Below are 12,535 nucleotides of genomic sequence, written 5' to 3' on the forward strand. Positions count from 1 at the left end.
TCTCAGAATGTCAGCGTGACGGGCTTGGGCGCACCCCGCCCAAACAGGGCGGAGAGCTGGAAGATACGGATGGTCAGCGTGTCGCCGGAGCCGAGCGGCGCGCCCCGGTCGGCGGTCTGCTGGGTGGCGGTGTAGACCACGCTGGTGCTGGCCGCGGCCAAGGTTCGCTTGACGGCCGGGCCGTCGAGGATCTCGACCTCATAGGCTTCGACCTCCTCGGCGAGCGGCACCTCGCCGGTGCCCCAGTTGTCGGCCGAGAGGGATCGCGAACGGCGGATCCAGCGGATCGTGAGATCGCCGGACGCTCTGGGCTTTCGCCATGGCTGCTCGACATGAGCGACCGAGAACGGCCGGAGCCCCACGCCCTCGGGCGTGAAGGTCGTGGCAACATAGGTCTCGTCGCTGACCGGACGGCTCGCCGGGCCGATGCGCCAGTTCCAGGGAAGCTCGAGATCGGCTTCGGCGATTGGCAACGACGCGAGGCTCTCGTCCAGCACCACAACCCGCGCGCCAGCGGGTGCCGGATTGCCCATGGCGCCTTCCGTTCCGCGCTGCCCGCGCAAGAGCCGGGTCAGACGATACCGGCCGGGCGCCAGCAACTCGGCCGCACCCGCCTGCGCGATTTCCCAGATGCCTGGTGCGCTCTCGATGGCAAGCGCATTGGCGCCGCCGAACAGCGCCAGATCCGTGACGCTCTCAAGCGTGCCTGAAAGCAGGTCTACCACCAGCATGTTGCCGAGATCGAAGCGTGCGGTCGGCCCCGGCCAGAAATCCGAAACCAGGACGCCGATCCGCGCCCGACCGCCGAAGGTGGTCAGCAGTTCGAAGCCATCGGACGAACCGCTGCGGAACACCGCCATCTCGCCGGGCCATGGAACGGCATGGGCTGCGGCGAAGGGGCGATGCGCCGGCTGATCCTCGGTCAGTTGCGGCAGGTCCATCAATATCGCGTCAGGGGCTCCGAACACGACCGGGCGCGTCAGCGAGGCCGCACGCGGATCGCCGGGCGGCAGATCGTAGGTCGCACGGTCCTGGCGGATCGCTTCCACTCCGCGCGCCTCGGCATCTGCGACGGAGACGAGACGGAACTCGATCTGCCGCCCGCCATGGGCGAGCCGGATCACGTCGGCGGGATCGAGAGCCAGCCGAGAGGGTGGGAGGCGGAGAGCTGCGCTCTCGCGCCCGGTCCAGGCTTCGAGCAGAGCGCGGCGGCAGCGGCGTTCCGCCTCTTCCGGCGGAACCGCCATCGGGAAACTCTCCGAGGTGATCCGCGCCGTGTCGACGGTGATGCGCCGCGCCTCGACGAGCGCAGCGTCGTAATCCTCGTCGGCGCGGGCCAGCTGCCACTTCAGCGCCTGCGGCAGTTCGGTCTCCTGGCCTCGCGTCAGCTCCAGTACGTCACCCTCGCGGGTAGAGACCAGATCGTCGGGCGCGATGGTGGCGACCGACGCCCGGCCACGCATCACGAAACGAATGATCCCTTCGGTCTCCACGGCGTCGAAACCGAAATGCCGCGACAACGTGGTGATGGACGCGCGCGGGCTTTCGAGAGCCGTGATGGCGTAGCCTTCGACCGCGCCCCAGAGGCCTGTGACGTCGATCCGGTCCTCGGGCAGCCCTGCGCGCAGGCAGAGATGCCGGACGAGCGCCGCCAGCGAGACCGCGCCGAGGCGTCCGGTCAGCCAGTGGCCGAGCCGCCAGTTCGCGCCGTCGGTCCAGACGTCGGTCAGCGCCGGGAAGAACGGATAGGGCCGTGCATCCCAGGTCCAGGCGGCGCATTCCGGGACATGGACCATCCGGCCGCCATAGACGGCGGAGACCGGGTTGTTCGCAGCCTTGCCCCACCAGAGATAGCTTGCCTCGAGATAGGCGCGCTGGATCGCATCGTCGCGCCAGCCCCGCGAGAAATACGGCGTGAAGCTCTCGGACGACTTCGGATCGAAGAAGACGTTCGGCTGGTTGGTGCCGCGGTCGATGGCCGGACAGCCGAGTTCGGTGAACCGGATCGGCTTCGACTGCGGCGCCCATGCCGTCGGCGTCGCGCTCTCCACCCCGCCGGGGCGATTGAAATGCTGGTTCGACCACCAGGCGCGCAGATCCTTGTAGCGGAAGACCCACGGCTTTTCCGCTGCACCATCGGTGATCGGCGTTCGCACCTGTGCCGACCGATCGGCGGCGCTGGCGTAGAACCAGTCGAAGCCTTCGCCACCCGCGATGTTCGCCTGCAGATACGCCCGATCGTAGATCGCGGGCCAGGCATCGGCGGCGTCGAGATGGTCGAAACCGTCCCGCCAGTCCGACAGCGGCATGTAGTTGTCGATGCCGACGAAATCGATCTCCGGATCGGCCCAGAGCGGATCGAGGTGGAAGAACACGTCGCCGCTGCCATCGCCCGGCTGGTGCCCGAAATACTCCGACCAGTCCGCGGCGTAGCCGATCTTCGTGCCAGCCCCGAGGATGGCCCGGACATCGGCTGCCAGACCCCGATAGGCCTGCACGGCCGGATAGGTGGACGCGCCCGAGCGGATGGTGGTGAGCCCCGGCATCTCGGTTCCGATCAGGAAGGCGTCCACCCCGCCTGCGGCCGCGCAGAGATGGGCGTAATGCAGCACCATCCGCCGCAGACCCCAGTCGCCCGGTGCGCCGGTCCAGATGATCGACTGGCCCGAGACGCTGAAATTCGCAGGCGTGGCCGCGCCGAACAGCGCCGAAACCTGCGCACTGGCTGTCGCTGTCTTGTCGACCGATCCCGCATATCCCGCCGCGGGGGAACAGGTGATCCGTCCCCGCCAGGGGAATGCGGGCTGGCCGGTCCCGACGGCGTTGTCGGAATACGGGTTCGGCAGCGAGTTGCCGGGCGGCACATCCATCAGGATGAAGGGATAGAAGGTGATGCGCAGCCCGCGCGCCTTCATCTCCTGGATCGCCTGCACGACGGCGAAGTCGGACGGCGTGCCGCCATAGACCGGACGATCCTGATCGTCGCGGCTGACAAGGAAGGCATTGGCGCGGCTGACGCCGTTGACCGACCAGGACAGAGGCGTGGTCGACTTGGAGGCCACCTCGACGCCCGGCCGCACCTTGCAGGATCCGGCGCGCAGATCGTCGCCGAACCAGGCGACGACGAGGCTGACGCTCTCGACCGCAGGGGCCATGGCCTGAAGCCGGTCGAGTGCAACCACCATGTCGGTGGCGTCCGGTAGGGCGTTCAGGTTCTCAGACACCGTCGCGCCGCCATCGGTCTTGCGGATGGCCTGCGTCGCGTAGGTGAACTCGCCCGAGGCCGGGATCATGGTGACCGCGCGGGTCAGTCCCTCGGCGGTGTCGGGATCGGCAAGCGGCCGGAACACCTCGAAGGAGAGCTGCGGCAGGCGGTTGCCATAGCTGGAGAGCGGCAGCTCCTCGAAGACGACATAGGCCGTGCCGCGATAGGCGGGCGTGTTCGGCGCCCCCATCTTCGCCGCGATGAACGGGTCAGCCCCCTGCGCCTCGTCGCCGGGATACCAGCGCCAGGTGACCCTGGAGAGGTCCATCGGCTTGCCGTCGGCCCAGATGCGGCCGATGCCGGTGATCGGCCCCTCGCAGAGCGCGACCGCGAAGCTCGCATAGTAGAGATATTCCGTGGTCCTGACCTTGCCACCTCCGCCACCCTTGCCGCCGCCCTGTGTGGTGGTCTTGATCTCCTCCCGGAAATCGGTCGCCCAGATGATGTTGCCGCCCATCCGCATACGGCCATAGAGGCGCGGGATGACGGCGCCCTCCGTCGAGGAGGTGATGCGCAGCGTGTCGAGACGCGCGCCCTCGATACGCTGGGTGGGCGCGAGCGAGGAGATGATCCAGCTGTCGACGACCGAACCGATGCTGGAGCCGATGAAACCGCCGATGGTCGCGGCGCTGACACCGAGGATCGCGCCGCCGATGCTGCCGCCAATGGCGGCGCCGGCGACGCCGAGAACGAGGGTGGCCATCAGGAAATCTCAGCGTTGCGGGAACAGGAAGGCGAAGGCGATGCGCCGTCGCCAGACGGAGGTGAGAGGCTCCTCGATCACGCCGAGCCGCTCGTAGGCGTGGAGGAAGGTGCCGGGCCCGGTGAGGATCCCGACATGCTTGGCAATGGCGCGGGGCTTCATCCGGAAGAGGACCAGCGCGCCGGGGTCGGCTGCCGCAGGTTCCACTTCGATCATCATGCGCCGCGCGCCCTCGGCCAGAACCTCGCGCGGGCCGGTCTCGCCCCAGTCGCGGCTGTAGGGCGGGATCGGGAACGGCTCGGGGCCGACGATCTCGCGCCAGACACCACGGGCGAGACCAAGGCAGTCGCAGCCCACGCCGCGCAGGCTGGCTTGATCGTGGTAGGGCGTGCCGAGCCAGGATCGCGCCGCCGCGATCACCGCGTTCGGATCGGCGGCCTTCACAGCACGCTCCCGTCGTGCCCGCCGTCCTTCGTCGCGTAGCGGAGAACGGCATCCTGGCCGGGGATATGCGGAAAGCCCCGGAAGTTGGCGACATTGGCGAACTTCGCGCCACAGGTCTCCATGCGCTTGTCACAGCCCGCGCGGATGGTGAAACCGTCACCCTCAGCGATAGCTCGCACCGGTGCTTCGAGCAGCGTCAGCACGGCGATACCGTCGGTCAGGTCATGCGCGACGATCTCTGCCCGCCGCCCGGCATTGGCGCCGCTGGTCCATTCGACCGTGCCGAAGGTGAACCAGCCCGCGGCAAAGCCGTTGAGGCCGGACGCCGTGAACGTCCGGTCACGCAGCAGGTCGATGACCGCGCCCGTTCCCCTGAAGGTCGATGCGTCCAGATCGACACCGCAACGTCCGTCACCGAGCGCCGCGTCGCAGGTCGCCTGGAAGGTCCGGCCGACCGTCTGTCCGAGGACATGCGCGAGCGATCGGACCTCTGCGACGAAGGCGAGCCGTCCCCGCCGGATCTGGCCGATCGCCCCGCGACGCATCAGCACGCGCTGCGCCGGATCGCTCCAGTTCACCCGCCAGACCTCGACCTGGGCATTGTCCCAGCGACCGTCGAGGATGTCGGTCTCGGTTATCCGGTCGGAGGTCAGCACGCCCTCGGCGTCCTGTGCATCGACGGATAGGTCCGAGCCGGAGCGAACCTCCGATGCCGTCAGCCCGCTCTCGGGCTCGAAGTCGGTGCCGTCGAAGGTGAGCGTCCGGTCATGGTCGGTGAAGCCGAAAGTTGCGCCGTCCGCACGCACGATCCGCCAGCACCAGGCGAGCGTCGTCGTGCCTTCGTCGAGATGGGCCTGAAATGCGGGCGAGAGGGATTTCATCGACGCAGTTCCACGAGAGGAATGGAGGTGATCGAACCGAGGCGTTCGAGGTCGAGGGTGACGTCGAGCGCGTCGGTGTCGAAGCGGACGGGCACATCGAACGCGAAGCCCGCCGTGATGGCGATGCCTGCACCGGGTGCGGAACCGAAGGTGACGAAGCCGGTCGTGGTATCGACCAACCAGCCCGACACCTGCTCGACGCCCGCCAGTGCGACACGCACGCTGCCCGTGACCGGCTTGGCGATGCTGCGTGTCCAGGACTGCGCGCCGGAGGTGTAGCGCTTCGCGAGCCGGAACTGCGTCGTCGTGCCGTCGCCGATGCCCACCTGCTGGTCGGTTGCGCCCGGCGTCTGCGACGGCAGGCAGGACTTGAAGTCGGCCCAGTCCTTGAAGCGGAAGCCGTGAAGGCGGCCGTTCCTCGCCTCGAAGAAGGCGACCACTGCCGCGAGATCGTCGGCACGACGGATACCGTAGGCGACATCATACCGCCGCCGACTGTTCGCCCAGCTGGCGTTGCGTTCCTCGTCGCCCGAGGCCAGTTCCACGATCTGGGTGCGCCGCTCCGGTCCGCCACGCGCACCACGGCTGATGTCGTCCGGGAACCGGACTTCGTGGAAAGCCATGGCGATACCTCACATACCCCTTCGCCCGAGCGAGACCGCGCGGGCGATATCGGCCGCGATCTGCGTGCGGGACTGCCGGAAGCTCTCGGCATCGCGGGCATTGATCGTGACATTGACGGTCTGCGCGGCGGCGGTGCCGTAACCCGCTGCCTCTCGCCGCGAGAGCACCCGCTCACCGCGTTGCAGGATCGCGGGCACTTCGTCGGGCCTGAGCCCCGCCCAGCCCCCGGAATGCATGCGCGGGGCATTGGCGAAGGCGAGCGCGGGCACCATACGGCCCGGTGCCGGAGAACCGACCATGCCGCCCGCATGCAGGATGTTGGCGAAGATCCCGCCGCCGAGACTGCCCAGAACACCGGAAAGCACGCCTGCCAGCGGGCCGAGGATGAAACGCCGGGCTGCGAGCTTTGCCAGATCGGCGATCAGCGAGGTGACCAGGTCGCCGAACTTCAGCTTGCCGGTCTTCACGAACTCGCCGATCGCGTTCTCGGCGCTGCGGAACGCTCCCACCAGTGCGTTGCCGATGTCGCCGCCGATCTCGCGCGCCTTCGTGGCATAGTCAGCCAGAGTCTGGCTCACCGCCGCCCATCCGGTCGCGGCAGCCTCGGCCCCAGCCTTCGTCTGCTCGCCGGCACTGCGCCCGGCGGCTCCGGCACGACCGGCAGCGGTCGTGGCATCGTTCAGAGCCGCCGTCACCCGGCCCGCCGATGCGGCAGCCTCGTCCAGCGGGTTCTCGGCGTCCCCGCCGCTCAGTGCATCGCGCAGCGCCTGCATAGCCGCGCCCACACCATCGAAGGCTCCGGCCCTGGTCTCGGCCGCGCGCTGGCGGTAGCGGTCGGCCATCGCGCCGGCATTGCTGGCGGCGTGATCGAGCATCGAGGCATAAGACTGCGCCCCGAACCAGTCGATCCGTGCATCCGCACCGATCGTCTCGGCGACCGCGTTGAAGGTCGGTCCGATGGTGCCGAGGAAATCGGCCCATCTGTTCGACAGGAAGGCCATCAGCCGCAGCCAGATCGCCTCGATCTCGGCGCGCAGGGCGCGGAAGTCGTCCACGAAGGAGCCGAGGGTGGCCTTGATCCCGTCCCAGACCGCGCGCGCCACGTTGCCCATTAGCTCGAGTGCCGAACCGAAGCCGCCCGCGCCCTTCACGAGTTGGCCGAACCAGTAGATCAGCTCGCCCGCGCCGACGATCAGCGCGCCGATCCCCGTGCGGATGATCGCGCCGCGCAGGAGCGCGAGCGCGCCCGACAAGCTGAAGGTCGCGACACGGGCGGCGACGAACGCCGCGACCCAACGCCCGGCCATGAAGGTTGCGAAGGCGATGCCGATGGCCGCGAGCCTCTCCAGATTGTCGGCCAGCAGGATCAGCCCCTCGGCCACCGTCGAGGAGGCGCCCGCCATCTGGTCCCAGGTTCCGACCAGCTGCAGGGCGGCGTTACCGATCAGCGTGAAGGCATCGCCGATGGTCGCCGGCATGCTGTCGGCTTCCTCGCGCAGCAGTTCGAGATTGCCGATCAGCGCCGTGCGGATGACATCGCCGGTGATGGCGCCCTGCTGCCCGAGGGCGCGCAGGCCCGAGACGGTGGTGCCGAGTTCCTCGGCCAGCAGTTCGGCGACCCGACCGCCATTCTGGATCACGCTGTTGAGGTTCTGGCCGCTGAGGGTGCCCAGCGCCATGGCGCGCGATAGCGCGTTCTGGACCGAGGCCGCGCGCTCCGCCCGCGCGCCCGAGACGACCATCGCGTTGTTCAGCGCCTCGGTGAAATCGAGGCTTTCCGCCGTCGTCAGCCCCAGCTCGCGCAGCGCCGTGGCATTGGCGAGCCAGGATTCCGTGGTCTGCCCCAAGCTTGAGTAGGTCCGGCGCGCCATGGCGGCGAGCCGATCCATCACGGCCGCGCCGGCTTCCTGCGAGCCGGTGGCGAGATCGACACGCGATCGCAGGTCGGTCCACTGGTCGGCATAGGCGACGAGCTGGCGCGTGCTGATCGCCGCGCCGAGGACGCCCATGACCCGGCGCACCACCGCTCCGGTGATGTCCGCCTGCCGCTCGATACGCTTGAAACTGTTCTCGCCCGCGTCGCCGATCCCCTGAAACTCGGCCTTCACCTGCCGGCCGCCTTCGGCGACGAGGCGGACGGAGACTTGTTTCTGGGCCATGGGTCATCGTTCCCGAAAGGGTGGCGGCGTTCGCCTTGCGCTGAGGCATCGAACGAGGGAGACTCGGGCCATGTCCGAGACCGCCATCCTGTCCTCGAAATTCCAGATCACGATCCCCGCAACGGTCCGGGCGGCCCGGGGATGGAAGGCCGGTCAGGTCTTTGCTCTCATCCCGAAGGGGACCGGCATCCTGCTGATGCCGGTGCCGGAACGGGGCGATCTGGCCGGCATTGCGAAGACCGCGTCGGCGGGCGGTTACCGGGACCGGACGGATCGCATCTGATCTTCAGGCCCTGATCGGTCACCAGACGCCATCTGCTCGTTGAGCTTGCGCACCATCACCGCCTCGATCTCGGGCAGGCATTCGGCGGCGACCAGCAGATCAAGCCCGAGCGCCCGCGCCATGGCGAGCGCGGCCGTCATGTCCCAGCCGAGCACCATGGTCCCGCCCATGCCGGTCGCGACGCGAAGCTGCCCGGTCAGGCGCTGTGCCAGATCCCAGACCTGCCAACCTTCCGGAGTTTCCGGATGGTTCACCCGCGCCGGGCAGTCCGGGCACGAGCCTTCGCAGGCCGCGCAGTAGCTTTCGCCCCCGCCGAAGTGCCAGTCTGCGAGGGCGCGGAGGCGTTTTTTTCCGCGTCCAGCATCAGATGCGGCGCGAGGCAGCGGGTCTGGAAGGCCTCGAACACCGGCCAGATGTCCAGAAGCGCGTCGATCCCTTCCGGGGTTACGGGAACGGGATTGCCCTCGGCATCGCCTACGCCCTCCCAGCCGGCGACCACGCGGCGGGCGACCGCCTTGGCCATGACCAGCGCCTGTTCCTCCTTGCTCGCCTCCTCAGGCAGCGCCTCGACCGCCGGATCGTTGCGCGCGGCGACCATGATCGCGGTGGTGACGGGCAGGACGTGCAGGCGCAGGCCAGCCCCGAGATCGAGCCATTTCGGCGCGCTGGAAAGGTCGAGACGGATCATGGTCAGTAGCTTTCGATGTCGTTGACGAGAACGGCAGTGCACATCCGCCCCAGCGCGGCGTCGCGCGCGGCCTGCCAGTCGAAGCTGGCCTGCACGCCCTGCGGGCCGGAAATCTCGATGCGCGGGCGGGGCAGATAGACGGCGTGGACGGTGAAGGTGAAGCTCTGGCCCCAGGTCAGGCTGTAGGCGAATTCCAGCTCGCAGGGCGTGCCGCCGATCGCCTGGCTGACGAGCGTGCTGTCGGCGAAGCGGACCTCCGTACGGCCGGTGAGCGCGGCGATCGAGGGTTCGGCGCCGTCGATCATGCCGTCGGCGCGGATGGTCTCGATCCGGTCGAGATTGTTGGCATAGGTGATCTCGGTCGAGATCACGTTGCCCAAGGCGGTGCCGTTGCGTTTGATCGCGCCGTTGAAATGCCCGAAGCGGATCAGGTCCAGTTCCGCTGGCGTTCCGGCGCCGCTGGTCGTGGCCACCGTCTCGCCCTGCGCCACCAGCCGCGCGGTGGCGGTGAGCAGGCCCGAACGCTGCATCTGCCAGCTGAGCTGGTCCAGCACCACGCCGGAATACATGGCGTAGCGCGGCACCTCGGGCATGGCAGTCTCGATCGCCATGCTGGGCAGCGTCCAGCTGCCGGACTGGAACGTATGGGTATATGGACCGGGCGAGCTTCCGGTGGTGGTCGGCGCGCCGAAGGCCGCCTTCAGCCAGAAGCCGAAGGCCTCGGCATCGATCGGTACCACCACATCGCCATCGGCGGTCACCGCGTCCTTGATGGGCGCAAGAGGATCGCGGCCGTAACCCAGAAGCTCCGAGTTCAGGAGCGGCTGTTCCGCCCCGAGCGTGGCGCTGGCAAAGGGCATCCGGGTGTAACCGCTGCCGGGCGGCGTGCCATAGGTCGTCTCGAACGCGAGCGCCATCCGCGCCCGCGCGCCTTGGGCGCGTGCCATGTCGGTCTCCTTGTCGAAGGGGTTCAGCCGAGAGGGTCGGCCGTGGAATAATGCAGCACCACCGGAATGACGGCCGCCTTCAGGCTGGCCGCGCCGTCCACCGGCAGATCGACGGGCTGCGGGGCCTCTGCCTCGACCCAGTCGCAGAGACCGCCGAGCGTGCGGTCGGCGGCGAGCGCCGCGCCGATACTGGCGCAGAGCGTGTCGAAACCCGTGTCCCGGCTCGCACCCTGCACCACGGCTTCGATCTCTGCGCGGTGCTGGTAGTGATAGCGCAAGGGTGAAAGCGTCACTTCGGGCTCGCCAGGTTCGCCGTCGCGCAGGATCAGCAGCCCGGCTGCCGGCACACGTTCCGGCAGGACCTCGCCGCGCAGGGCGGTGGCGGCCAGCGCCGAAAGCCGCGTGTGCAGCGCGGCGAGGATGGTTTCACGAGGGGTGGGCATTGATCCTATCCAAGAGCAGAGTCACTTGGGAGCTGCTTTACCTCAGCGCTATGCTGCGCTTAATGCCTGTGGACGCATTGAGATTTCAGGGGGATGTCCAGGAAAATGACAAATACGACCTTTCGACGCTACACGAATTTGGCCGCAGCCATTCATCTCCTACAGAAACGCAAGATTACGCTCCTTGATCCCTCAACTTGGGATGACAGGAATGATGCGTTCTTCATGTCAGAATACAAGCGACGCACCAATTCATCTTCTGTGCTGGCTCTCTGCTTTGCTGAAAGCCATGAGACCTATCACCATTGGCGGGTCTTTTCACACGGCTCAGACGGCGTTTGCATCGAATTCGACAAGGAAGGACTATTGGGGCTCTTCAACCGGGATGTGAGTATTCGGCACGGCACCATGAATTACACTCTTCTAAAGCAGGCGAAGAAAATGGCCGACATTGATGTCGAGCAGCTTCCTTTCCTAAAAAGGTGGCCATATGGCGATGAAGCCGAGTACCGCGTCGTCCACGTAGACCGCAACGTTTCAAAGCCATTTCATGACGTGCCGATCAGCTTGAGTCACGTAAAGCGCATAACTTTGAGCCCTTGGTTGGCTTCCGCACTTTCAGACTCTGTAAAGGCGGCCCTAAAGTCGATCGATGGCTGCTCGAAGATAAAGATCTATCGATCGACCCTGATCGACAACCAGGACTGGAAGAAATTAGCTGGTCGCGCTGCGCCGGTTTTGCCTGACAATCCCTAATCGCTCGCAGATCTAACGATTTGCCAAGTCCTCAACCCAATTCGCCACGATCCGCCCTGGCACAGCGTCCATCGCCCGCCCTGCATCCCGCGCCAGATTCAACCGCTTGCGCAACCTCACCTGCGGAACCAGCAGGAAGATCGGCACGGTGGTCAGCCCTCGGCCAGTCTTCGAGCGCGACGCCACGGCGCGGCCCTTGGTGTTCAGCCGCCCTTCGGCCACCAGCAGGCTCGGACCTGTTCGCCGATAGACGAAGCGCAGACGCAGCCCAGTGCGCCGCTCCCACTCAAGGGGGGTGATCCGGCCGCCACGGGTGGATTTCCCAGCCGCCTGCGTCGGGATTGTCAGCCAGAACCCGTTCCGCGAGCGGATTAGCGGGCCGGAGTCATGCGCGCCAATGATCACCGGCGCCTTCGACCAGACCAGTGCCGCCGCATTGAGGCTGGTCCTGCCTTTCGGGAACTGCTCCGACCGGATAGTGCGGGCAAGCCGTGCCCCGAGACCTGCGCCGGTGATCTGCGCGCGCCAGGCGGATTTCAGGCCGGTCCCGGCATCGCGCATCGCCGTGGTGACGGCCTTCTCGCCGGCCTTCACCTCCTCGTCCATCAGGCGGACGATATCGCCGACGATGCTGATGCCGAGTTTCATGCGGGCCTCAGGTCCACGGTCCAGACGAGCCGCTCACGGTCGCGGACGGGTTCACCCTGAATGAGGAAGGCGTCGCCGCCGATCTCAATGCGATCACCGGGACGCGGGTTCGGAACCTCGGTCACGCGCAGGTCGATCCGCGTTGTTTCCGACCAGAGCCGCGCATCGCCGAAGTCGGTGATCGCATCGGCCCGTCGGGCGACGACACGCACCGGAACGGGCGTGCCGCCATCTGCGACGTAGACAGCGTCCCGCCCGATGTTCGGATCGGCGAAGAGCGCGCCGACGGCGGTGGCGAAAGCACCCATCAGAAGCTTGCGTTCAGGCGGACCCTGCCGATGGTGTCGCTGGCGCCGCTCGCCACGGCCTCGACGGCTGCGCCGATGAGCGTGTTATCGGTCGAGACGGTCGTGGTGCGCTTGTTGGTATCGTCCCAATAGACCTTTGCGCCGACGGTCCAGGCTTGGCTGCCGACCTTCGTCAGGTCGAAGACGCCGACGAGCACGGTCTCGACGGGTTCGCCACTGGCGGCAGTGCCTGCGGCAACGCCGAAGATCGAGCCGACGAGCAGTCCCTCGCCGGAGACGACGGCATAGGGCGCGGTCAGGGTGATGGTGTTGCCGGGCTGGACGTAGTTTTTCATCGCGAGAGTCCTTTCGGGAAAGCGAAGGGCGGCCCGTCAGGACCGCCCGGA

The 12,535-nt window shown here is 67.5% G+C and carries 14 protein-coding genes; 2 read left to right on the forward strand and 12 right to left on the reverse strand.

Features of this window, described 5'->3' with window-relative positions:
- Positions 1-2 precede the first annotated feature (2 nt).
- Genes J7654_RS13035 through J7654_RS13055 form a run of 5 tightly spaced genes read right to left on the reverse strand, consistent with a single transcriptional unit; the run spans position 3 to position 8,076 of the window.
- Entirely contained in the window at positions 3-3,968 is a 3,966-nt protein-coding gene (locus J7654_RS13035) for a baseplate multidomain protein megatron (protein ID WP_209736330.1), read from the reverse strand.
- A 9-nt stretch (positions 3,969-3,977) separates the two neighbouring features.
- Positions 3,978-4,412, reverse strand: coding sequence for an NlpC/P60 family protein (locus J7654_RS13040; RefSeq protein WP_209736331.1), 435 nt, complete (start codon positions 4,410-4,412; stop codon positions 3,978-3,980).
- Positions 4,409-5,293, reverse strand: a complete 885-nt coding sequence (locus tag J7654_RS13045; protein ID WP_209736332.1) for a DUF2163 domain-containing protein — start codon at positions 5,291-5,293, stop codon at positions 4,409-4,411. Before J7654_RS13045 ends, J7654_RS13040 begins: the two co-directional genes overlap by 4 nt.
- Complete coding sequence (locus J7654_RS13050) at positions 5,290-5,916, reverse strand: DUF2460 domain-containing protein (RefSeq protein ID WP_209736333.1); 627 nt, start codon at positions 5,914-5,916, stop codon at positions 5,290-5,292. The genes J7654_RS13045 and J7654_RS13050 overlap by 4 nt, the downstream gene beginning before the upstream one ends.
- A gap of 9 nt (positions 5,917-5,925) precedes the next feature.
- Entirely contained in the window at positions 5,926-8,076 is a 2,151-nt protein-coding gene (locus J7654_RS13055; protein WP_209736334.1) for a tape measure protein, read from the reverse strand.
- 70 nt (positions 8,077-8,146) lie between these two features.
- On the opposite strand from J7654_RS13055, the gene J7654_RS13060 reads away from it, so the two are divergent.
- Positions 8,147-8,359 carry an AbrB/MazE/SpoVT family DNA-binding domain-containing protein gene (locus tag J7654_RS13060; RefSeq protein WP_209736335.1) on the forward strand — a complete coding sequence of 71 codons (213 nt, stop codon included), beginning with the start codon at positions 8,147-8,149 and terminating at the stop codon, positions 8,357-8,359.
- Here J7654_RS13060 and J7654_RS13065 read toward each other — a convergent pair.
- The 4 genes from J7654_RS13065 to J7654_RS13080 are packed head-to-tail and all read right to left on the reverse strand — an operon-like array spanning position 8,332 to position 10,437.
- A complete protein-coding gene (locus J7654_RS13065; RefSeq protein ID WP_209736336.1) occupies positions 8,332-8,613 on the reverse strand; it encodes a DUF7697 family protein in 282 nt (93 codons plus the stop codon). The genes J7654_RS13060 and J7654_RS13065 overlap by 28 nt on opposite strands.
- Complete coding sequence (locus J7654_RS13070) at positions 8,610-9,047, reverse strand: hypothetical protein (RefSeq protein WP_209736337.1); 438 nt, start codon at positions 9,045-9,047, stop codon at positions 8,610-8,612. The genes J7654_RS13065 and J7654_RS13070 overlap by 4 nt, the downstream gene beginning before the upstream one ends.
- A gap of 2 nt (positions 9,048-9,049) precedes the next feature.
- Positions 9,050-9,994, reverse strand: coding sequence for a phage tail tube protein (locus tag J7654_RS13075; protein ID WP_209736338.1), 945 nt, complete (start codon positions 9,992-9,994; stop codon positions 9,050-9,052).
- A 23-nt stretch (positions 9,995-10,017) separates the two neighbouring features.
- Entirely contained in the window at positions 10,018-10,437 is a 420-nt protein-coding gene (locus tag J7654_RS13080; protein WP_209736339.1) for a hypothetical protein, read from the reverse strand.
- A gap of 105 nt (positions 10,438-10,542) precedes the next feature.
- On the opposite strand from J7654_RS13080, the gene J7654_RS13085 reads away from it, so the two are divergent.
- A complete protein-coding gene (locus J7654_RS13085; protein WP_209736340.1) occupies positions 10,543-11,193 on the forward strand; it encodes a hypothetical protein in 651 nt (216 codons plus the stop codon).
- Positions 11,194-11,205: 12 nt separating this feature from the next.
- Here the strand turns inward: J7654_RS13085 and J7654_RS13090 are convergent, their stop codons facing one another.
- The 3 genes from J7654_RS13090 to J7654_RS13100 are packed head-to-tail and all read right to left on the reverse strand — an operon-like array spanning position 11,206 to position 12,484.
- Entirely contained in the window at positions 11,206-11,841 is a 636-nt protein-coding gene (locus tag J7654_RS13090; RefSeq protein WP_209736341.1) for a DUF6441 family protein, read from the reverse strand.
- Positions 11,838-12,149 carry a head-tail joining protein gene (locus J7654_RS13095; protein WP_209736342.1) on the reverse strand — a complete coding sequence of 104 codons (312 nt, stop codon included), beginning with the start codon at positions 12,147-12,149 and terminating at the stop codon, positions 11,838-11,840. The genes J7654_RS13090 and J7654_RS13095 overlap by 4 nt, the downstream gene beginning before the upstream one ends.
- A complete protein-coding gene (locus J7654_RS13100; protein WP_209736343.1) occupies positions 12,149-12,484 on the reverse strand; it encodes a DUF2190 family protein in 336 nt (111 codons plus the stop codon). The genes J7654_RS13095 and J7654_RS13100 overlap by 1 nt, the downstream gene beginning before the upstream one ends.
- Positions 12,485-12,535: the final 51 nt, after the last annotated feature.

This window comes from Aureimonas populi (genome assembly GCF_017815515.1).
Taxonomy (GTDB): Bacteria; Pseudomonadota; Alphaproteobacteria; order Rhizobiales; family Rhizobiaceae; genus Aureimonas; species Aureimonas populi.

Bases quoted from the DNA above. Each gene is read 5' to 3' on its own strand.
- J7654_RS13035 (WP_209736330.1), bottom strand. From the start codon at position 3,968: ATGGCCACCCTCGTTCTCGGCGTCGCCGGCGCCGCCATTGGCGGCAGC.
- J7654_RS13045 (WP_209736332.1), bottom strand. From the start codon at position 5,293: ATGAAATCCCTCTCGCCCGCATTTCAGGCCCATCTCGACGAAGGCACG.
- J7654_RS13050 (WP_209736333.1), bottom strand. From the start codon at position 5,916: ATGGCTTTCCACGAAGTCCGGTTCCCGGACGACATCAGCCGTGGTGCG.
- J7654_RS13055 (WP_209736334.1), bottom strand. From the start codon at position 8,076: ATGGCCCAGAAACAAGTCTCCGTCCGCCTCGTCGCCGAAGGCGGCCGG.
- J7654_RS13060 (WP_209736335.1), top strand. From the start codon at position 8,147: ATGTCCGAGACCGCCATCCTGTCCTCGAAATTCCAGATCACGATCCCC.
- J7654_RS13070 (WP_209736337.1), bottom strand. From the start codon at position 9,047: ATGATCCGTCTCGACCTTTCCAGCGCGCCGAAATGGCTCGATCTCGGG.
- J7654_RS13075 (WP_209736338.1), bottom strand. From the start codon at position 9,994: ATGGCACGCGCCCAAGGCGCGCGGGCGCGGATGGCGCTCGCGTTCGAG.
- J7654_RS13080 (WP_209736339.1), bottom strand. From the start codon at position 10,437: ATGCCCACCCCTCGTGAAACCATCCTCGCCGCGCTGCACACGCGGCTT.
- J7654_RS13085 (WP_209736340.1), top strand. From the start codon at position 10,543: ATGACAAATACGACCTTTCGACGCTACACGAATTTGGCCGCAGCCATT.
- J7654_RS13090 (WP_209736341.1), bottom strand. From the start codon at position 11,841: ATGAAACTCGGCATCAGCATCGTCGGCGATATCGTCCGCCTGATGGAC.
- J7654_RS13095 (WP_209736342.1), bottom strand. From the start codon at position 12,149: ATGGGTGCTTTCGCCACCGCCGTCGGCGCGCTCTTCGCCGATCCGAAC.
- J7654_RS13100 (WP_209736343.1), bottom strand. From the start codon at position 12,484: ATGAAAAACTACGTCCAGCCCGGCAACACCATCACCCTGACCGCGCCC.